This is a genomic window from Thermobifida halotolerans (genome assembly GCF_003574835.2).
In the GTDB taxonomy this organism is placed as follows: Bacteria; Actinomycetota; Actinomycetes; order Streptosporangiales; family Streptosporangiaceae; genus Thermobifida; species Thermobifida halotolerans.
The window spans coordinates 1,895,940-1,911,987 of record NZ_CP063196.1; the positions used below are offsets into that span (position 1 = coordinate 1,895,940).

The 16,048-nt window shown below is 74.3% G+C and carries 10 protein-coding genes; 2 read left to right on the top strand and 8 right to left on the bottom strand.

Going from position 1 to position 16,048, the window contains the following annotated elements; all coding sequences use genetic code 11:
• Positions 1 to 15: 15 nt before the first annotated feature.
• From NI17_RS08420 to NI17_RS08440, 5 genes are all read right to left on the bottom strand, one after another.
• On the bottom strand, positions 16 to 1,557 hold the full coding sequence (locus tag NI17_RS08420) for an acyl-CoA carboxylase subunit beta (RefSeq protein WP_369975089.1): 1,542 nt from the start codon (positions 1,555 to 1,557) through the stop codon (positions 16 to 18).
• A 119-nt stretch (positions 1,558 to 1,676) separates the two neighbouring features.
• Complete coding sequence (locus NI17_RS08425; RefSeq protein ID WP_068690670.1) at positions 1,677 to 2,714, bottom strand: NAD-dependent epimerase/dehydratase family protein; 1,038 nt, start codon at positions 2,712 to 2,714, stop codon at positions 1,677 to 1,679.
• Positions 2,715 to 2,749: 35 nt separating this feature from the next.
• A complete protein-coding gene (locus tag NI17_RS08430) occupies positions 2,750 to 3,313 on the bottom strand; it encodes a flavin reductase family protein (RefSeq protein ID WP_119267522.1) in 564 nt (187 codons plus the stop codon).
• Between the two features lie 4 nt (positions 3,314 to 3,317).
• On the bottom strand, positions 3,318 to 3,764 hold the full coding sequence (locus NI17_RS08435) for an acyl-CoA thioesterase (RefSeq protein WP_068690674.1): 447 nt from the start codon (positions 3,762 to 3,764) through the stop codon (positions 3,318 to 3,320).
• Position 3,765: 1 nt separating this feature from the next.
• A complete protein-coding gene (locus NI17_RS08440) occupies positions 3,766 to 9,585 on the bottom strand; it encodes a type I polyketide synthase (RefSeq protein ID WP_279395517.1) in 5,820 nt (1,939 codons plus the stop codon).
• A 778-nt stretch (positions 9,586 to 10,363) separates the two neighbouring features.
• Here NI17_RS08440 and NI17_RS08445 point away from each other — a divergent pair.
• Positions 10,364 to 10,738, top strand: coding sequence for a DUF4180 domain-containing protein (locus NI17_RS08445; RefSeq protein ID WP_068690675.1), 375 nt, complete (start codon positions 10,364 to 10,366; stop codon positions 10,736 to 10,738).
• A gap of 207 nt (positions 10,739 to 10,945) precedes the next feature.
• On the opposite strand, the gene NI17_RS08450 is transcribed toward NI17_RS08445, so the two are convergent.
• Positions 10,946 to 11,929, bottom strand: a complete 984-nt coding sequence (locus tag NI17_RS08450; RefSeq protein ID WP_068690676.1) for a hypothetical protein — start codon at positions 11,927 to 11,929, stop codon at positions 10,946 to 10,948.
• Positions 11,930 to 12,453: 524 nt separating this feature from the next.
• Here NI17_RS08450 and NI17_RS08455 point away from each other — a divergent pair.
• Positions 12,454 to 12,978 (top strand): DinB family protein, encoded by a 525-nt coding sequence (locus NI17_RS08455; protein WP_068690677.1) that lies wholly within the window; start codon positions 12,454 to 12,456, stop codon positions 12,976 to 12,978.
• A gap of 295 nt (positions 12,979 to 13,273) precedes the next feature.
• Here the strand turns inward: NI17_RS08455 and NI17_RS08460 are convergent, their stop codons facing one another.
• Both NI17_RS08460 and NI17_RS08465 read right to left on the bottom strand, forming a co-directional pair.
• Positions 13,274 to 14,653 (bottom strand): MFS transporter, encoded by a 1,380-nt coding sequence (locus tag NI17_RS08460; RefSeq protein WP_068690678.1) that lies wholly within the window; start codon positions 14,651 to 14,653, stop codon positions 13,274 to 13,276.
• A gap of 230 nt (positions 14,654 to 14,883) precedes the next feature.
• Positions 14,884 to 15,975, bottom strand: a complete 1,092-nt coding sequence (locus NI17_RS08465) for a cytochrome P450 (protein WP_243597667.1) — start codon at positions 15,973 to 15,975, stop codon at positions 14,884 to 14,886.
• Positions 15,976 to 16,048: the final 73 nt, after the last annotated feature.

Consider the following 16,048-nt stretch of genomic DNA (forward strand, 5'->3'; position numbering starts at 1 on the left):
CCCCCTCCGCGGCCCCTACAACGGCACGTTGCCGTGCTTGCGGCGCGGCCCCGGCACGCGCTTGTCCCGCATCATCGCCAGGCCGCGCGCCACCGCCGCCCGGGTCAGCGCCGGATCGATCACCTCGTCGACCAGTCCCCGCTCGGCCGCGTAGTAGGGGTGCATGAACCTCTCGGCGTACTCGGCCGTCAGTTCGGCCCTGAGCCGCTCGGGCTCCGCCGCGGCGGCCAGCCTCCTGCGGTGGACGACGTTCACCGCCCCCTCGGCGCCCATCACCGCGATCTCGTTGGTCGGCCAGGCCAGCGACAGGTCGGACCCGACCGACCGCGAGTCCATGACGATGTAGGCGCCCCCGTAGGCCTTGCGCACGACGACCTGGACGCGCGGCACCGTCGCCTCGCAGTAGGCGTACAGCAGCTTGGCGCCGTGCCGGATCGCGCCCGCGTGCTCCTGCCCCGTGCCCGGCAGGAACCCCGGGACGTCGACCAGGGTCACCAGGGGGATGTTGAAGGCGTCGCAGAACCGCACGAACCGCGCCGCCTTCTCCGCCGCGGGGATGTCCAGCACCCCCGCCAGCGCCATCGGCTGGTTGCCGACGACGCCGACCACCTCGCCGTCGATACGCGCCAGCGCGCAGACCACGTTCGGCGCCCACTCCTCGTGCACCTCGAAGAACTCCCCGTCGTCGACCAGTTCGGCGACGACCAGGCGCATGTCGTACGGCCTGCCCGGGTCCGCCGGGACGATCTCGGCCAGGCGGGGCCGCTCGTCGCGCTCCGCGCCGCACGGGGGAGTCCGCGGCGCGGTGTCCAGGTTGTTGGACGGCAGCATCGAGACGAGGTAGCGCACCTCCTCCAGGCAGCCCTCCTCGTCGTCGCACACCACGGAGGCCACCCCCGACAGCCTGCCGTGCACGTCGGCTCCGCCGAGTTCGGCGTGGCTGACGCGCTCCCCGCTCACCGCCTCGACGACGTCGGGGCCGGTCAGGTACATCTGCGCGGTGCCGCGCACCATGAACGTGAAGTCGGTCAGCGCCGGGGAGTAGGCCGCTCCCCCGGCGCACGGCCCCATGACGACGCTGATCTGCGGGATCACCCCCGACGCCTGGACGTGGCGCCGGAAGATCCCACCGTATCCGTGCAGGGCGGAGGCCCCCTCCTGGATGCGGGCCCCGCCGCTGTCGTTGAGCCCGATGAGAGGAGCCCCGGCCGCCAGCGCCATGTCCATCACCTTGTGGATCTTCTCGGCGTGCGCCGTACCGAGCGACCCGCCGAGGATCGTGAAGTCCTGGGCGTAGACGAACACCCGGCGGCCGTCGATCGTGCCCGACCCCGCGACCACGCCGTCGGTGTGGGGCAGCTCCCCGCCGCGCCCCGCCGCCTCGGCCCGGCCGCGCCGGAACATGTCGATCTCGACGAACGAGTCCTCGTCCAGCAGCAGCTCCAGGCGCTCCCTTGCGGTGCGCTTGCCGAGCGCGCGCTGCCGCTGGACCGCGTCCGCGGCACCGGTGAGAATCCGGTCGCGCACCTCCTCCCGCCGCGCGCGGAGCGCGGCCATCGAACGTGTCCGCGGCGCGCGCCCGTCCTCCCGGTGCGCCGCCCCTGCCCGGACGCCGTCCCCCCTCCGCCGATCGGGGCGGGGCACCAGAACGGGGACGTGGTCGATCTCGGAAGCAGTCATCGGGTTCCCCTCGTCTCGGACCGCCGGACTCCCGCCTGGCGGGCGGTCAGGTGACCCTCGTCGTACAGCCAGCGCACGGTGTCCGCCAGGGTCTCGGCGACGGGACGCGCCCCGATCCCGTGCGTGCCGACGGCCCCCTCCGGCCACGCGGCCCGGGCACACGTGTAGACGGCGCCGTACTCCGCCGGGATGTGCCAGGGCCACACGCGCTGGAGCAGGTCGGCGCACCGCCCCACCGGCAGCATCAGACGCGCCGGGAGGAAGAGGGCCGGCAGCGCCCGCCCGGTGACCTCCCGCAGGACCCGCAGGTACTGCGGGGTGGACAGGAGACGCCCCGGACCGAAGTGGCGGTTCCTCCCGTGTCGTGGAGCGGTGAGCAGCGCGGCGTGCAGTCGCGCGGTGTCGCGCACGTCGCCGACCGGGAAGCCGCCCAGCGGCCACACCGGCATCAGCCCGCGCAGCACGTCGCGGACCCGGGCCGCCTGGTCCCCCAGGCGTGGTGAGTGCGGCCCGAGCAGGGCGGGCGGATAGGTGATCACGACCGGGGCGCCCTCCCGCTGGTGGCGGCGCGCGACCCGCTCAGCCGCGGCCTTGCTCGCCAGGTAGGTCTCGCGCGGGGAGCCGACGGGCGAGTCCGGTCCGATCACCCCGCCCCGGGCGGGCAGCAGCGCCCCGAAGGTCGAGACGTGGACGATCGGATCGGCGCCCGCCCTGCGCGCGGCCTCCAGCACGACCCGGGTGCTCCGCTCGTTGGTCCGCCGGATCTCCGCCCGCCGTCGGCTGTCGAAGGAGTACACCGACGCGGCGTGCAGCACGGCGTCGGCCCCGCGCAGCGCGGAGGCCACGGCGGCCCCGTCCGTCGCGTCGCCGACCACCGCCTCCACCGCGTCGCGGTCGACCCCCAGCGGGTCGAGCGCCCGGTCGACCCCGTCCGGGGAGCGGACGAGCAGGCGGACCCGGTGGCCCGCCCGCACGATCTCCGCGACCGAGTGGGCGCCGACGAAACCGGTGCCCCCGGTCACTGCGACAAGCACCGTCACCTCCTCTCAGACACGGCCGCCGCGGCCGGCTACCGCTCCTCGCACGGTTCCAGTCGGCGGAAGCCGCGGTCGAAGAACAGCAGCGCCTCCCCTCCGGTGCCGCGGGCCGAGCCCAGCACGCGGCCGAGGAAGATCGAGTGGTCGCCGCCGCCGTAGACCTCGACGACCTCGCACTCCAGCCAGGCCAGCGCGCCGGAGAGCAGCGGCGCGCCGGTGAGCGGCCCCGGCAGCCAGGCGACCGCGTCGAACTGGGCGGGGCCGTCGGGCCGGTCCCGGTCGGCGAAGTGGCGCGCCACCTCCTGCTGCCCGGCCTCCAGCACCGAGACCGCGAAGTGCCGCCCGCGGGCGATCGCGCGGTGCATCCGCGCGCTGCGCGCCACACAGCACAGCGCCAGCGGGGGGTCCAGCGACACCGAGGTGAAGGAGTTGGCGGTCATCCCGTGGCAGTGCTCGCCGCCGACGGTGAGCACGGTGACCCCCGTGGCGAACCGGGACATCGCCTGGCGCAGCGACGCCTGCGCAGCGCGGTCCGGCGGGGCCGGGGGCGCCGAACGCGTGGCCGTCAGGTTGCGGCCCTGTCCGTTGTCGGTCATGCCGTCACCCCCTCACCGGCTGGGCGGTCCGCGCGTAGGGGGCCAGCGCCCTGCGCAGCTCCTCGGGCACCCGGGCGGGCACCGTCCTGGTGTTGGGCCCGCGCATGCACGCGATGCGCTGCCGGCCGTGGGCGACCAGGTTCTCCACGTCGTCCTGGAGGCGCACGTAGTCGAAGCTGAACTGGATCTGCGTCTGGGTCAGCTCCTCCAGGCGCATCCGCACCGACAGCTCGTCGAACGCGGTGATCTCGGCGAAGAAGTCGCACTCGACCCTGAGGGTGAACAGCTTCAGGTCCTCCTGCAGCTCCGCCAGCACGCCCGGCGCCCGCTCCTTGAGGAACATCTCCCGGCAGCGCCCCTGCCAGCGCAGGTAGTTGACGTAGTAGACGTTGCCGACGAGGTTGGTCTCCTCGAAGCCGACGGTGTGGCGGATCTCGTAGTAGTCGGTCATGTCAGCGCTCCTCCTCGGCGAGCACGGCGAAGACGATCGGCTCGGGGCGGTCGTTGACGGTCGTCACCCAGGTGGCGATCCGGGCGCCGCCCGCGGCCAGCACCGCCCAGCCGTCCGGGTGGACCCTGTCGACGGTGAGGGCCCGCACGGTCACCCCGGTCTTGCGCAGGCACTCCACCGCGCTCCAGACCCGGGTGCCCGCCACTGCCGGGGAGTCCCCGGCCTCGGCGACCAGGAGGTCGCGGACGGCCAGCGCCCCGGGGCCGAGCAGGGCCTCCCAGTCCTGTTCGGCGCGGTCGACCGCGGGCTCGACGTCGCAGCCGAGCGGCGTGGCCCCGGCCACGGCCAGGGTCAGTCCTGCGCCGTGCGACGCCGACACGCAGGCCCCCTCGACCTCGGGTTTGCCGTCGGGCCGGTGCCGCAGCCGCACCGGGCGGCCGAGCGCGCGGCCGAGCGCCAACTCGGTCCGCTCCCGCCGCTCCGCGCCCGCCGCGGGCTCGGGGTCGGGTTCGACGACGACCGCGCGACTGCCGCCCAGCACCCGCTCCAGGGACCGCTCCAGGTGGGAGCCGAGCAGCACGGGCGTCCAGGGTCCGGCGCCGTCGCGCCTGCGCACCGCGCGCAGCGTCAGCCCCTCCCAGCGTTCGACCAGCGTCCCCGTCCCGTCGCGCACGTCGATGTCGTAGACGTAGCTGTCGCCGTCCTGGCCGCGTTCCCGGGCGTCCAGCACCACGTACTCGACGTCCTGGTCGGCTCTGGCCGCGAGGTGCAGCCGTTCGATCCCCTGGGGCAGCAGGGTGGCGTCGGGCACGCACGCCTGGAGGGCGTGCATCACCGCGTCGCGGGTTCCCGGGTCGGCCAGCAGCCGCTCCTGCGGCAGGAACGCCGCGAACCACGGGGCCGCCGAGGAGGCGGCGACCTCCGCCACCGCGCGCCGCGCGCTCGCGTGGCGGTAGGCCAGCAGCCGCTGGAACCGCTTGCCCTGGAACAGCACCCCGCCGTAGAGCTCGGTGACCGGGTCGACGGGCAGCACGGGCAGGCCCACCTCGCCGTCGCGCTCCCCGTTGTCGGTCAGGGGCGGGCGGGCGAAGCGCACCGTGGCGCGGAAGTGGTCGGCGCCGAAACCGGTCTCCTCGCTGCGCAGGACCACGTCCACGGTCGTGCTGTTCCTCGCCAGCGCCGCCAGGCGGATGGTCGTCGACCCTCCCGGCCGTACGACGACGGGGCGCAGGAACTCGACGTCCTCCAGCACCGGAGGACCGTCGTGGCCGGTCAGCGCCGCGGCGACCTGGGTCATCGCCTCCATGCCGATCACCGCGGGAAACAGCAGGTCGCCCTCCAGCAGGTGGTCGTCGAGGTAGGGGTCGCCGCCCGGCGACAGGTCGGCCTCCGTGACCAGCTCGACCCCCGGGTAGTGCGCCACGACCCGGTCCACGAACCGCAGCAGCGGCAGTTCGCGGCGGGGCAGCGCCAGCGTGGGCAGCCCGGCGGCCCTGCCGCTCACCACGAGCACCGGTCCCGCGGCGGGGTCGGCGAGCACCTGGCGCAGCACCGCGATGCCGTTCTCGGCGGAGATCGGGGAGATGCCCTCCCGCATCAGCGCCTCGACGACGCCGAGCCGCTCCCCCATTCCGGCCCCGGACCACACCGACCACTCCAGCGCCAGGACGCGCGCCCGCGGCTGCTCCCGGTGGAACCTCGCCGTCAGCTCGCTCATCCAGTCGTTGGCGGTGGCGTAGTGCGCCTCGCCGCGCAGACCGGCCCGGCCGATGATGCTCCCGAACGTGACCAGCAGCTTGATCCGGTCGCGCTCGACGGCGTCCAGCACGTTGCGCAGGCCGGTGACCTTGGGGGCGAGCGTCTGCCGGAACGCCTCCTCGGTGAGGTTGGCCAGCGCGGTCGGCTCGTTGCGGCCGGCGCCGTGCAGGACCGCGGTGACCGGGCCGAGGTCGGCCCGGATCCGCTCGACGGCCGCCCCGACCTGTTCGGCCCGGGTCACGTCGGCGCGCTCGTAGCGGAACTCGATCCCGGCGTCCGCCACGCGCGCCAGGTTGGCCGCGAGCTCGGGGTCGGAGGCGGGGTCGGCCCGCCCCAGCAGGGCCAGTCGCGCTCCCGAGTCCCGGGCGACCGCCAGGGCGCACTCGGCCGTGATCCCCTTGCCGCCCCCGGTGACGAGCAGGACGTCCCGTTCGTCCAGCACCGTTTCCCCGCTCTGCTCCGTCGGCGCGTCCAGGGCGGTCAGAACCGGCACGGTGCGAACGCCGTCGGCGTCGTAGCGCGCCTCGGAGAAACCGGTCGTGGCGGCGGCCTCGGCGACCACGCGCCGGACCGCCTCCTCGACCTCGCGCGGGTCGGTCGGCGCGACGTCGGCCAGCTCGACCAGCGTGGTCGTCACCCCGGGTGCCTCCAGGTGCAGCGTCTTGGCCAGGCCGGAGGCGCCGAGCCCCTGCTGCACCACCACGAGCCGGGTGGCGCCTGCGGCCGTGGCCGCGCGTGCGGCGTCGAGGAACAGGCGCACGTGCTCCTCGCCGCAGTCGGCGGGCAGGCACAGCAGGACGCCGCCTCCCAGACCCGCCTCGGCCAGGGCGGCGCGCAGCGGCTCCGCCAGGGGGTGGCCCGGCGTGGTGTGGACCGCCCACTCCCCGGGCCCGCTCCCCCGGTCCACCGCGCGGTCGGGCAGGGCCCGCTCGACGTGGTCGAGGGAGAACGCGCGCACCCACGGGGCCACTCCGGGCGCCTCCGCGGCACCCCCGTCCCCGTCCAGGGCCGTCTCCTCCAGTTCGTCGATCAGCCGCGCCAGCTCTCCCAGACTCAGGGTGGCGAAGCCCGACGCCGCCTCCAGCAGGGGACGCCCCAGCTCCCTGGTGGCCTCGTTGACGATCTGGCCGACCGTGATGGAGCTCAGGTGGAGGTCGTCCAGCGGCCGGGTGTCCGCTCCGACCGTCTCCAGCGGCAGTTCGACCCGTTCCGCCGCCAGCCTGCGCAGCAGGTCCAGCGTGGAGTCCGGCGTCGCGGCGGACCCGGACCCGGCTTCGGGCGCCTCGGCCGCCTCGGCCGCGGCGTCGGTCGGGGACGTCAGCGCGGCGTCGATGGCGGGGGCCGCCTCGCAGGGGTTGGCGAGGAAGACGAGGTTGCCGTCCTCGGGGAGTCCACGCAGGACCCGACCGGCGAACAGCGCCTCGGCGTCCACCCGGACACCGAGCGCGTGCGCCGCGCCCAGCGCGCGCAGCAGGGGGACCAGCGAGTCGCTGTCGGTGTCCACCGCGAGCACCGGCGTGTCCGGGTCGATCGTCTCCATCAGCCCGGTCAGCACCCTTCCTGGGCCGACCTCCAGCACCAGGTCGGCCCGCGCCGCCGCCGTGGCCGCGGCCTCGTGGAACCGCACCGGGCGCACGATCTGGTCGCGCAGCAGGGCGCGCAGGTCGGTGTCGGGGGCGAGCAGGTCACCGGTGACGGTGGAGGCCACGGTGCGGTTGAGCGGGGCGAAGTCGATCCGGGCCAGCCGTTCGGCCATCTCCTCGGCGGCCGGGGCGACCAGGGGCGAGTGGAAGGCGTGGGAGACGTTGATCCGCGTGGCCGCCAGGCCGTCGGAGCGCGCCGCCGCGCAGACGCGCTCCACGGCCTCGGCCGGACCCGAGATCACCGTCTGCCCGGGGCCGTTGTGGCCCGCCACGACCGCCTCCGTGCCGTCGAGGAGGAGCCGGACCCGCTCGGGGGCCGCCGCGATGCCCGCCATCGCGCCGCCGCCGCGACTGGCCTCGGCCATGACCCGGCCGCGCTCCGCGGCCAGCTCCAGCAGCCTCTCGGCGTCCATGGCCCCGCCCCAGTGCAGCGCGGTCAGCTCGCCGAGGCTGTGCCCGACGGCGACGTCGGCGTCGACGCCCAGCCTGCGCAGCACCCGCAGGGCCGCGAGCGAGCCGGTGACGATGCGCGGCTGGGCGACCTGCGTCGCCGTCTGGTCTCCGTCGACGGGCAGGTCGGCCGCGGCGAACGTCTCCTCCGCCTCCGCGAAGCGGCGGCGGAGCGCGCCGACGCCGCCGCGCCCCGACCCCTGGCCCGGGAACAGGTAGGCGATGGCGGGTGCTTTCGAGCGCCGGCCGAGGAAGATCCCCTCCTTGGCGTCGAACACGCTGGTCGTTCCGCCTTCGAGCAGGTCGTGCAGGCGGGTCAGCCGGTGCGCGGCCTCCTCGGGGGAGGAGGCGACGACGGCGGCGCGCACCTCTCCTTCGGCGGCCTCCGCGGCCAGGGCGCCCGCGAGGTCGGTCAGTTCGGCGTAGGACAGCCTGGCCGCCAGGTCCGCCAGGCCGCCGACGCGGTCGCGCAGTTCGTCCGGACCGTGGGCGGCCAGCAGCAGCAGTTCGGCGTCCTGGCGGCCCGCGGCCAGCGCCACCGCCCGCTCGTCGAGCCCGTCGCGGCGTTCGGCTCCGGGGGGCTGCTCGATCGCCACGTGCGTGTTGATCCCGCCGAACCCCATGGCGGACACGCCCGCGCGGATGTGCTGGGCGGTCGGCCACGGCCGGGCCTCGCGCGGCACGTACACGGCGGCCTCCTCGCCGCCCAGCAGCGGGTGCGGATCGCGGTGCCCCGTGGCGGGCGGGATCACCTGGTGGTGCACCGCGAGGGTCGCCTTGATCAGTCCGGCGACCCCCGCCGCGGCCTTGGTGTGCCCGAAGTTGGCCTTGACGGTGCCCAGCGCCGCCGGTCGGGCGGCGGCGTCGGCGGCGCGGCGGGCCGAGGACAGCGCCTCGATCTCGGTGGCGTCGCCCAGGGCGGTGCCGGTGCCGTGTCCCTCGAAGTAGGAGACGGTCTCGATGCCGTATCCGGCGCGCTCGTAGGCGCGCCTCAGGGCGAGGCGGTGCCCGCTGGCCTCGGGCCGGGTGATGCCGCCCTTGCCGTCGGAGGAGACCGCCCAGCCGGTGATGGAGGCGTAGATCCGCATGCCGCGGTCGAGCGCGTCCTCCTCCCGCATCAGCACGAGCACCCCCGCGCCCTCACCCGGCCAGAACCCGTTGGAGCCGCGGTCGTAGACCTTCATCTCGCCGGTGGCCAGCGCGCCGGTCTTGGCGAAGCCGATGACCTCGAACGGGTCGATCGACAGGTCGACGCCTCCGGCGAGCGCGACGTCGAGGTCGCCGTCGACGAGGGCCTTGGCCGCGGTGACGACCGACAGCAGGGAGGAGGAGCACGCGCCGTCGACGGTGTAGCCGCCGCCCTTCAGGTCGAAGTGGTTGCAGACGCGGCCCGCGATGGTGTTGGACAGCCCGCCGGCCAGGGTGTCCTCGTCGATCGGGGGGAACGGGGCCTTGTAGCGCGTCTCCAGGGCGCGCAGGAACGCGTCGGTCTCCTCCCGGTCCCAGCCCCGCTCCGCGAGCGCGGCGGCGACCGTGCGGCGGACGTAGGGCCAGCGCAGCCGCATGACGTTCGCCCTGGAGAACTCACCGGTGAGGCTGTTGCCGATGACAACTCCGGTGGACTGCCTGGGCAGCCCCTCCCCGTCGGGGAAACCGGCGTCCTCCAGCGCCCGGGAGGCGACGTCGAGGGCGAGCCAGTGGGTCATGTCCGTGGAGCGGTAGGTGCTTCCGGCGACCCGGTACCTGACCCGGTCGAACTCGAAGTCGCGCAGGACGGCCGCCTTCTCCGCGTAGAAGCGGTCCGGCGCGGTCGGGTCCGGCGACCAGTAGTCGGCGCGGTTCATGCGTTCGTCGGGAAGTCTTCGAAAGGCCCGGCGACCGGCGAGCACATTCTCCCAGAGTTCGTCGGGGCTGTTGGCGTCGGGATAGCGGAGACCGATTCCCACAATAGCGATCCGCTCGGTTTTCATATTCTCACCAGACTCCAGAAGAATTGTCTGTCGCCTTATCGGAGATCTCTCGCGCAGCGGCTGAGAATCCGACCCGTGTCGGCTGCGGCCTTCGGGTGGGCCCTGGCGCCGTCCTTCGGCACCGGTCCCCTCACCTCGGCACACCGCGGTTCCTGCGGTCGCGGGGCCCGCCACAGCCCGGAGGCCAGGAATTCGCTCCTCCTTTGTGCACTCAAAAAAATGATGCTCTCGCTGAGCCCTGGAGTCTTCTTCTCGTGTGCCGTTCGAGCGGGAATCGCTATTCCATAACACTGTGATTTTTTATTGCCCGGGATCGGGGCGGCCCGTTCTCCGTCCGGCGGGCCCGGACTGGCTTTTCCGTCCTCTCCCCGTGGGTCGTCCGCGGTGTCCGGCGTGTCTCCCTTCCGGGTCCGGACGCCGCGGCCGCCGTGTGCCGGGACTCGCTGACCGAGGTTTGGGTGCTGGGCTCTGCGGTGGGCGCGGGTTCTTCTCGGAGAAAGCGGGGAAAGGCGCGGCATTCCACCCCCGCGTCCGAGGCTGGCCACCGGCAACCCGTGGTGGCCCACCGCAGGGGCTGGTGTGGAACACCCCGGGCCGACCGGCCGACCCCTCTTCCCCACACGGCCGGTATCCGCCGCGGAGACGGCTGTCACACCTGAGGTGCCCCGAGGCTTCTGGACGGCGACCGGTCCCGCCCCGGGAGCGGGCGGCGCGGACCGACAAATCAGGTGACAGCGCGGGAGGGCCGGTCTAGCGTCAGCCGGGTACGGCGGCGCCCATGGCCGACGTCCTCCAACGTCTCGACGGCGTCTCCGTCCTGGTGTGCGCCGCCGACGGCGAGCGGGTGCGGGGGGAACGCGAGGCCACCGACCTGATCGGAAACGCGTTCCACCTCGGCGCCGCCTGGGTCGCCGTCCCCGTGGAGCGGTTGGCCGACGACTTCTTCCGGTTGCGCACCCGCGTCGCCGGGGAGATCACGCAGAAGTTCGCCAACTACCGACTGGGCCTGGCCGTCCTCGGCGACATCTCCCACCGCACCGCGCAGAGCACCGCGCTGCGCGACTTCGTCCGCGAGAGCAACCGGGGCGGGCAGTTGTGGTTCCTCTCCGACGTCGAGGAGCTGCGCGCCCGCCTGGCCACGGCGGGACGCTGAGCCGCCGCGTCGACCGCTCCGGTGGTCGGCACGGCAGAACCGGTGGTGTGGGACTCGGGATCGGTGACATCGAACGCCACCGGGACCGGGCCGGTGCGTGCGGCACGGGGACGAGTCGGGGCTGCCCGGCCCGCCGGACCGCTCCGACGGGCCGGGCCCCTCAGCGGAAACGCGCGGCGGCGGACGCGGCGATGCACCGGTCCCGTATCACCCCCACTCCACGATCGGGTACCAGCCGACTCCGAACATCGACGGCACCCTCAGGTCCCAGTACAGGACGGTGAAGGCGCCCACCGTGACGAAGGCGACCGCCGTGACGGTGGCGATCCGCGCCGGTTTCGCGGTCAGCCAGCCGACGAAGCGGCCGCGGGTGCCGTGGACCAACACCAGGAACAGCACGACCACGACGGTGATGTTGCCGAGCGACTGGAGGACGAAGACGCCGGCGCCGTAGAGCGGGTTCCCGGTCTCGGCCGCGTACTCGAACATCGCCCGGAACAGCGGGAACGGCCGTCCGATGAGGAACCCGCCGATGAGCGCGCCCATCACCACCAGTCTGGCGTTCGGGAACCGGGCGGACAGGGGGCGCAGCGGGTCGGGGACCAGGCGCAGCGCGGCCAGCCCCAGGTAGACGAAGGCCAGACCGATCACCCCGAAGACGACCGAGGACTGCACCAGCCGCACCGGAACCCCCGAATCGAGCACCGCCTCGGACAGCTGGGGCAGCCGGTCCCCCAGCAGTACCCCGACCATGCCGTATCCGGCGGAGACGAGGACCATGCCGAGGGCGAGCCAGCCGATCGGCCGCAGCGAGTCCACGATCCCCGGGCGCGGGACGCGGCGCGTGAGCGCGCTCCTCCCGCCGTCGGCGAGGCCGGTGGTGCGCGCCATCGGCGCGATCGCGCCGAACACCGCGATGTTGCACGCCGTGAACGTTCCGGCCAGTCCCGTGACGAAGGCGAAGACGGTTCCCGCCACGAGCCCGCTGATCGGCGTCTCCTTGGCGTCGTAGCCCAGCAGCGTGTTGGCGACGTTGTCGCCGATGACGCCGTCGACGAGTTCGAAGGACCACAGTGAGGCGAGCAGCGCTCCGGCCAGGACGCTGAGCACCACGACGGCCCATCTCCGGCGCGGCAGGTCCGGCGGGTGGGAATCGGACAGCGGGATCGGGTCGGAACCGGTCTGGGACATCGGATACCACTCCTCTGGATCTCTCGGCGGGCTTCGTCGGAGTCGTGCCGGGTCAGGAACCGTCAACCCCGCCTCGGGCGGGGCGTCCGCCGGCCGCGGGACCGCCTGTCCGACCGGCCGGCGCCCGGAGGGCAAGCGCGCGGCGTCACGCCCGGTCGGGCTCCTCAACCGCCCTGGAGTGGGCCGGTCGCGGCTTCGGTGCTGACGGGCGTGCTGCCGACACCCAGAGGATGGGGCCGGGAGTCGGTGCTTTCATCTTCCGGATTGCCCATCCGGTTCCGGACCCCGCGAGAGGCCGGGCGAGCGGGGTGAGACGCCTGCGCGCCGGTCTCCGGCTGACGACGCGCCTCCCACGGACCCCCGCACGGCGCCTGGCGGCGGTTCCCGGTAACCGCACGGCTGCTCCGCTGCCGCTCCGTGCCGGTGGGGGGAGACCGAGGGGGAGGAACCGCGCCCGCCTCGCCCCGGCCGTCGGAGCGGAGAAAACCGGTGGTGCGGCGCGGGTTCGGTGACAGCATCCTGGGATGCCGGTATCCCGTGTCGACCTGCTGCTCCACCGACTCGGCACCGCCTGGGCGCTGCTGGAGCACCACCTGGACGGCCTCGACGACCCGGTGTGCCTGTGGGAGCCCGCGCCGCACTGCTGGACGGTCCGCCCGGACGAGCGGGGCCGGTGGGCGGCCGACTGGCAGGTGCCCGCACCCGACCCCGTGCCGACCGCCACGATCGGCTGGCTGACCTGGCACATCGGCTTCTGGTGGACCACCCCGGGCCACTGCCTCGGCTCGGGCGCTCCCGAACGCGAGGAGATCACCTGGCCGGGCAGCGCCGAGGCCGCCGTCGAGTGGCTGCACGGGCTGAAGGACGGGTGGCGTGCCCACCTGGTCACGCTCACCGACGCCGACCTGGACTCCACCGATCGGACCGCGACCCTGCCTGGGGGGCGGGAGCAGACCCTGGCCGAGGTCGCGGGCCGGGTGAACATCGAGTTGACCAAGAACGTCGCCGAGATCGGCCCGGTGCGCAACCTGTACGGAGCCCGGGGATGAGGGCGGACGTCTCTGCTGCGGTCCCCTTCCCGCGTCCGTCGTGTCGGATGCTGTGTCGGGAAGGGAAGGACAACGCCGCCTTTACACGGTAGATCACTGATGGCCCGCCGTGTCCGTTCCGGTGGGCGACCGTTCCCGGGAGGCCGATGGCCGGGCCGGCGGCTCCGGGCCGCGAAGGCGTTCCGGCGAGGGGCGGCTCCCCGGCCGGTCCGCCCCACCCGGCGGCCGGGTGGGGCGGACGGTCCGGTCTCCACCACCGTGTCCGGTGGCGTTCCGCCGACCGCGCGGGTGTGTGTCAGGCACTCTCCGGACGGGAGGGGACGGCGTCCGGGACCTGTCCGGCCGGTGCCCCGTCGACGGGTTCGGGCGCGGAGGCCGCGACCGGGCGGACGGTGAGGAGGAGAACGGCCGCGGCGGCGAAGACCGCGCCGACCGCCAGGTACAGGTTCTGCGGAGTCCACCCGGCGTCCAGCAGCGCGCCCGTCGCGGACGGGGCGGTGATGGCCCCGACCCTGCCGATCCCGATCGCGGTGCCCACCCCCGTGGTGCGCACGCCCGTCTCGTAGACGGCCGGGGAGAGCGCGTAGAGTCCGGCGACGCAGCCGCTGGCGAACAGTCCGATCAGCGCTCCGGTCCCGAACGCCACCGCCGGCGAGGACGTGAACAGGACGAGGGCGGCCAGCAGCGCCGCTGTCGCCGCCAGGTAGCCCACCAGCACCCGGCGCAGCGCGAAGTGGGCGGCGAGCGCGCCGAGCGCGGCCGCGCCGAAGATGCCGCCGAGGTTGAGCAGGGTGCCGCCGGTGATGCCCTGGTCGGCGGAGAGACCGGCCTCGGCCAGCAGCACGGGCGTCCAACTGGTCACGACGTAGTAGCCCGCCATGACCAGGAAGAACAGGGACCACAGCAGGAAGGTCGAACGGCGCGTCCCGGGGGCGAGCAGCCGCAGGAATCCCGCCGCGGCCCCGGAGGGGGCGGGGGCCGCGGCGGGCAGCCGGTCCAGCGACGGGTGTCCGAGACGGCGTGCCAGGGCGTTGACCCGCTCCAGCGCGCGGGCCGGGCGGCGGGTCAGCAGGAAGTCCAGCGACTCGGGCAGGGCCACGAGCACCAGCGGGATCACCGCGGCGGTGGCCAGACCGCCGCACAGAAAGACCGACCGCCAGCCGAACTCGCTGATCAGGGTGACCGAGAGCAGGCCGCCGACGGTGGCGCCGATGGCGTATCCGGTGGAGTTGAGGCTGACCGCCAGGCCGCGCCAGCGCTGCGAGGCGTACTCGCTGGCGATGACGTTGCTGCTGGCCAGGATGCCGCCGATGCCCACACCGGTGAGCACCCGCAGCAGGCCGAGCTGCAGCGGCGACTGGCTGGCCGACGACAGCAGCATCCCGGTCGCGGCGATCGCCAGGCAGGCGAGGATCATCGGTCGGCGGCCGAGGCGGTCGGCCCACGGGGCGAGCAGCATCGACCCGGCGGCCATGCCGACCAGGCCCGCGCTCAGCAGCAGGCCGAGCTGGACCCCGGTGAGGTCCCACTCCGCCGAGACGGCCTGGCCGGTGAAGGCCATGACGAGCACGTCGAAGCCGTCGAGCACGTTGAGCAGGACGCACACCCCGACGGCGGTCCACTGGAAGAGGCTCATCGGGCCGCTGTCGAGAGCGGCGCGCAGCGACCGGGCCATCAGACGGCGTCCTGGCGGGTGGGGTGGGACAGGGTGCGCATGGGGAACTCCTTCGCGGATGTGGGGATGGATCCGCGTCCGTGCGGCGGACGCGGTCGGGACCGTCGACGCGCGCGGTGCGGTCGGGTGGACGGCGGTCCCGGGCTGCGGCGGACGGGCCGGGTGCGGTGCGGCTCCGTCCGGGGTGGTGCTCCCGCTGCCGGACTCGCGGTCCGGCAGCGGGGTCGGGGTCAGGCGGGGTGGACGCGCACCGGCAGCGACTCCAGGGCGCGCAGGGTGGTGTTGTGGTGGCGGCGGACCGGACCGGCGGTCTCCCACCGCCCGACCCGGCGGGCCAGGGCGGTCAGCAGCGCCTCGGCCTCCAGGCGGGCGACGTGCTGGCCGACGCACTGGTGGATGCCCATGCCGAAGCCCACGTGCCCGGAGGGGTCGCGGGACAGGTCGAAGACGTCGGGGTCGCGCCAGCGGCGGGGATCGTGGTTGGCCGCGCCGAGCAGCATGAGAATCTTGCGGTCGGCGGGGACGGGTACTCCGGCGATCTCGACCGCCGCGGTGGTGGTGCGGAAGAAGGTCTGCACCGGCGACCACCAGCGCACCGCCTCGTCGAAGGCGACGCGGGCCAGGTGCGGCTCCGCGCGCAGCCGCTCCCACTGGTCGGGGTGGGTGGCGAAGGCGTGGAGCACCGCGCCGAGGCCGTGCACGGTGGTGTCGACCCCGGCCGACAGCAGGGAGCGAACCACCAGCGGGGCCTGCTCGGGGGTGAGGTCGCCGTGGTCGGCCGCCGCCCAGATGCGCGCGCCGAAGCCGTCGGGGCTGAGCATGTGGCGCTGGCACTGCGCGTCGACCCACGCGGTCAGGCGGGGCGCGTGGGGCCTGCCCTTCTCCACCAGGGGGTGGTCGGTGGGGCCGAAGGCGTTGAACAGGTGGTCGCCGTAGGGCAGCAGGTTCTCGCGGCCCTCGCGGGGGATGCCGACCGCGTCGGGGAACACCCGCAGCGGGAACGCCTCGGCCAGTTCGGTGACGGCGTCGAACTCGCGCTCGGCCAGCACCCGGTCGACGAGGTCCTCGGCGGCGGCGAACCACTTCTCGCGCAGGGTGCGCAGGGTGCGGGGGCCGACGACGTCGGCGAGCACGGCGCGGGGCGCGTCGTGGCGGGGCGGGTCGGCCTCCAGCAGCAGACTGGGCGGGCGCCACGGCTTCTCGTGGCGGAAGTTGCTCAGTCCCACTCCGGCCGCCGACTGGAAGGACTGCCAGTCGACCAGCACCTCGTGCACCTGTTCGTAGCGGGCCAGGGCGTAGACGTCGTACCTGGTCAGGTACACCACGGGTCCGGCGTCGCGCAGGACTGCCTGGTAGGGGCCGGGGTCCTCCAGGCACTCGGGGCGAAGGGGTCGG

Bases quoted from the DNA above. Each gene is read 5' to 3' on its own strand.
- NI17_RS08420 (WP_369975089.1), bottom strand. From the start codon at position 1,557: ATGGCCGCGCTCCGCGCGCGGCGGGAGGAGGTGCGCGACCGGATTCTC.
- NI17_RS08430 (WP_119267522.1), bottom strand. From the start codon at position 3,313: ATGACCGACAACGGACAGGGCCGCAACCTGACGGCCACGCGTTCGGCG.
- NI17_RS08435 (WP_068690674.1), bottom strand. From the start codon at position 3,764: ATGACCGACTACTACGAGATCCGCCACACCGTCGGCTTCGAGGAGACC.
- NI17_RS08440 (WP_279395517.1), bottom strand. From the start codon at position 9,585: ATGAAAACCGAGCGGATCGCTATTGTGGGAATCGGTCTCCGCTATCCC.
- NI17_RS08445 (WP_068690675.1), top strand. From the start codon at position 10,364: ATGGCCGACGTCCTCCAACGTCTCGACGGCGTCTCCGTCCTGGTGTGC.
- NI17_RS08450 (WP_068690676.1), bottom strand. From the start codon at position 11,929: ATGTCCCAGACCGGTTCCGACCCGATCCCGCTGTCCGATTCCCACCCG.
- NI17_RS08455 (WP_068690677.1), top strand. From the start codon at position 12,454: ATGCCGGTATCCCGTGTCGACCTGCTGCTCCACCGACTCGGCACCGCC.
- NI17_RS08460 (WP_068690678.1), bottom strand. From the start codon at position 14,653: ATGGCCCGGTCGCTGCGCGCCGCTCTCGACAGCGGCCCGATGAGCCTC.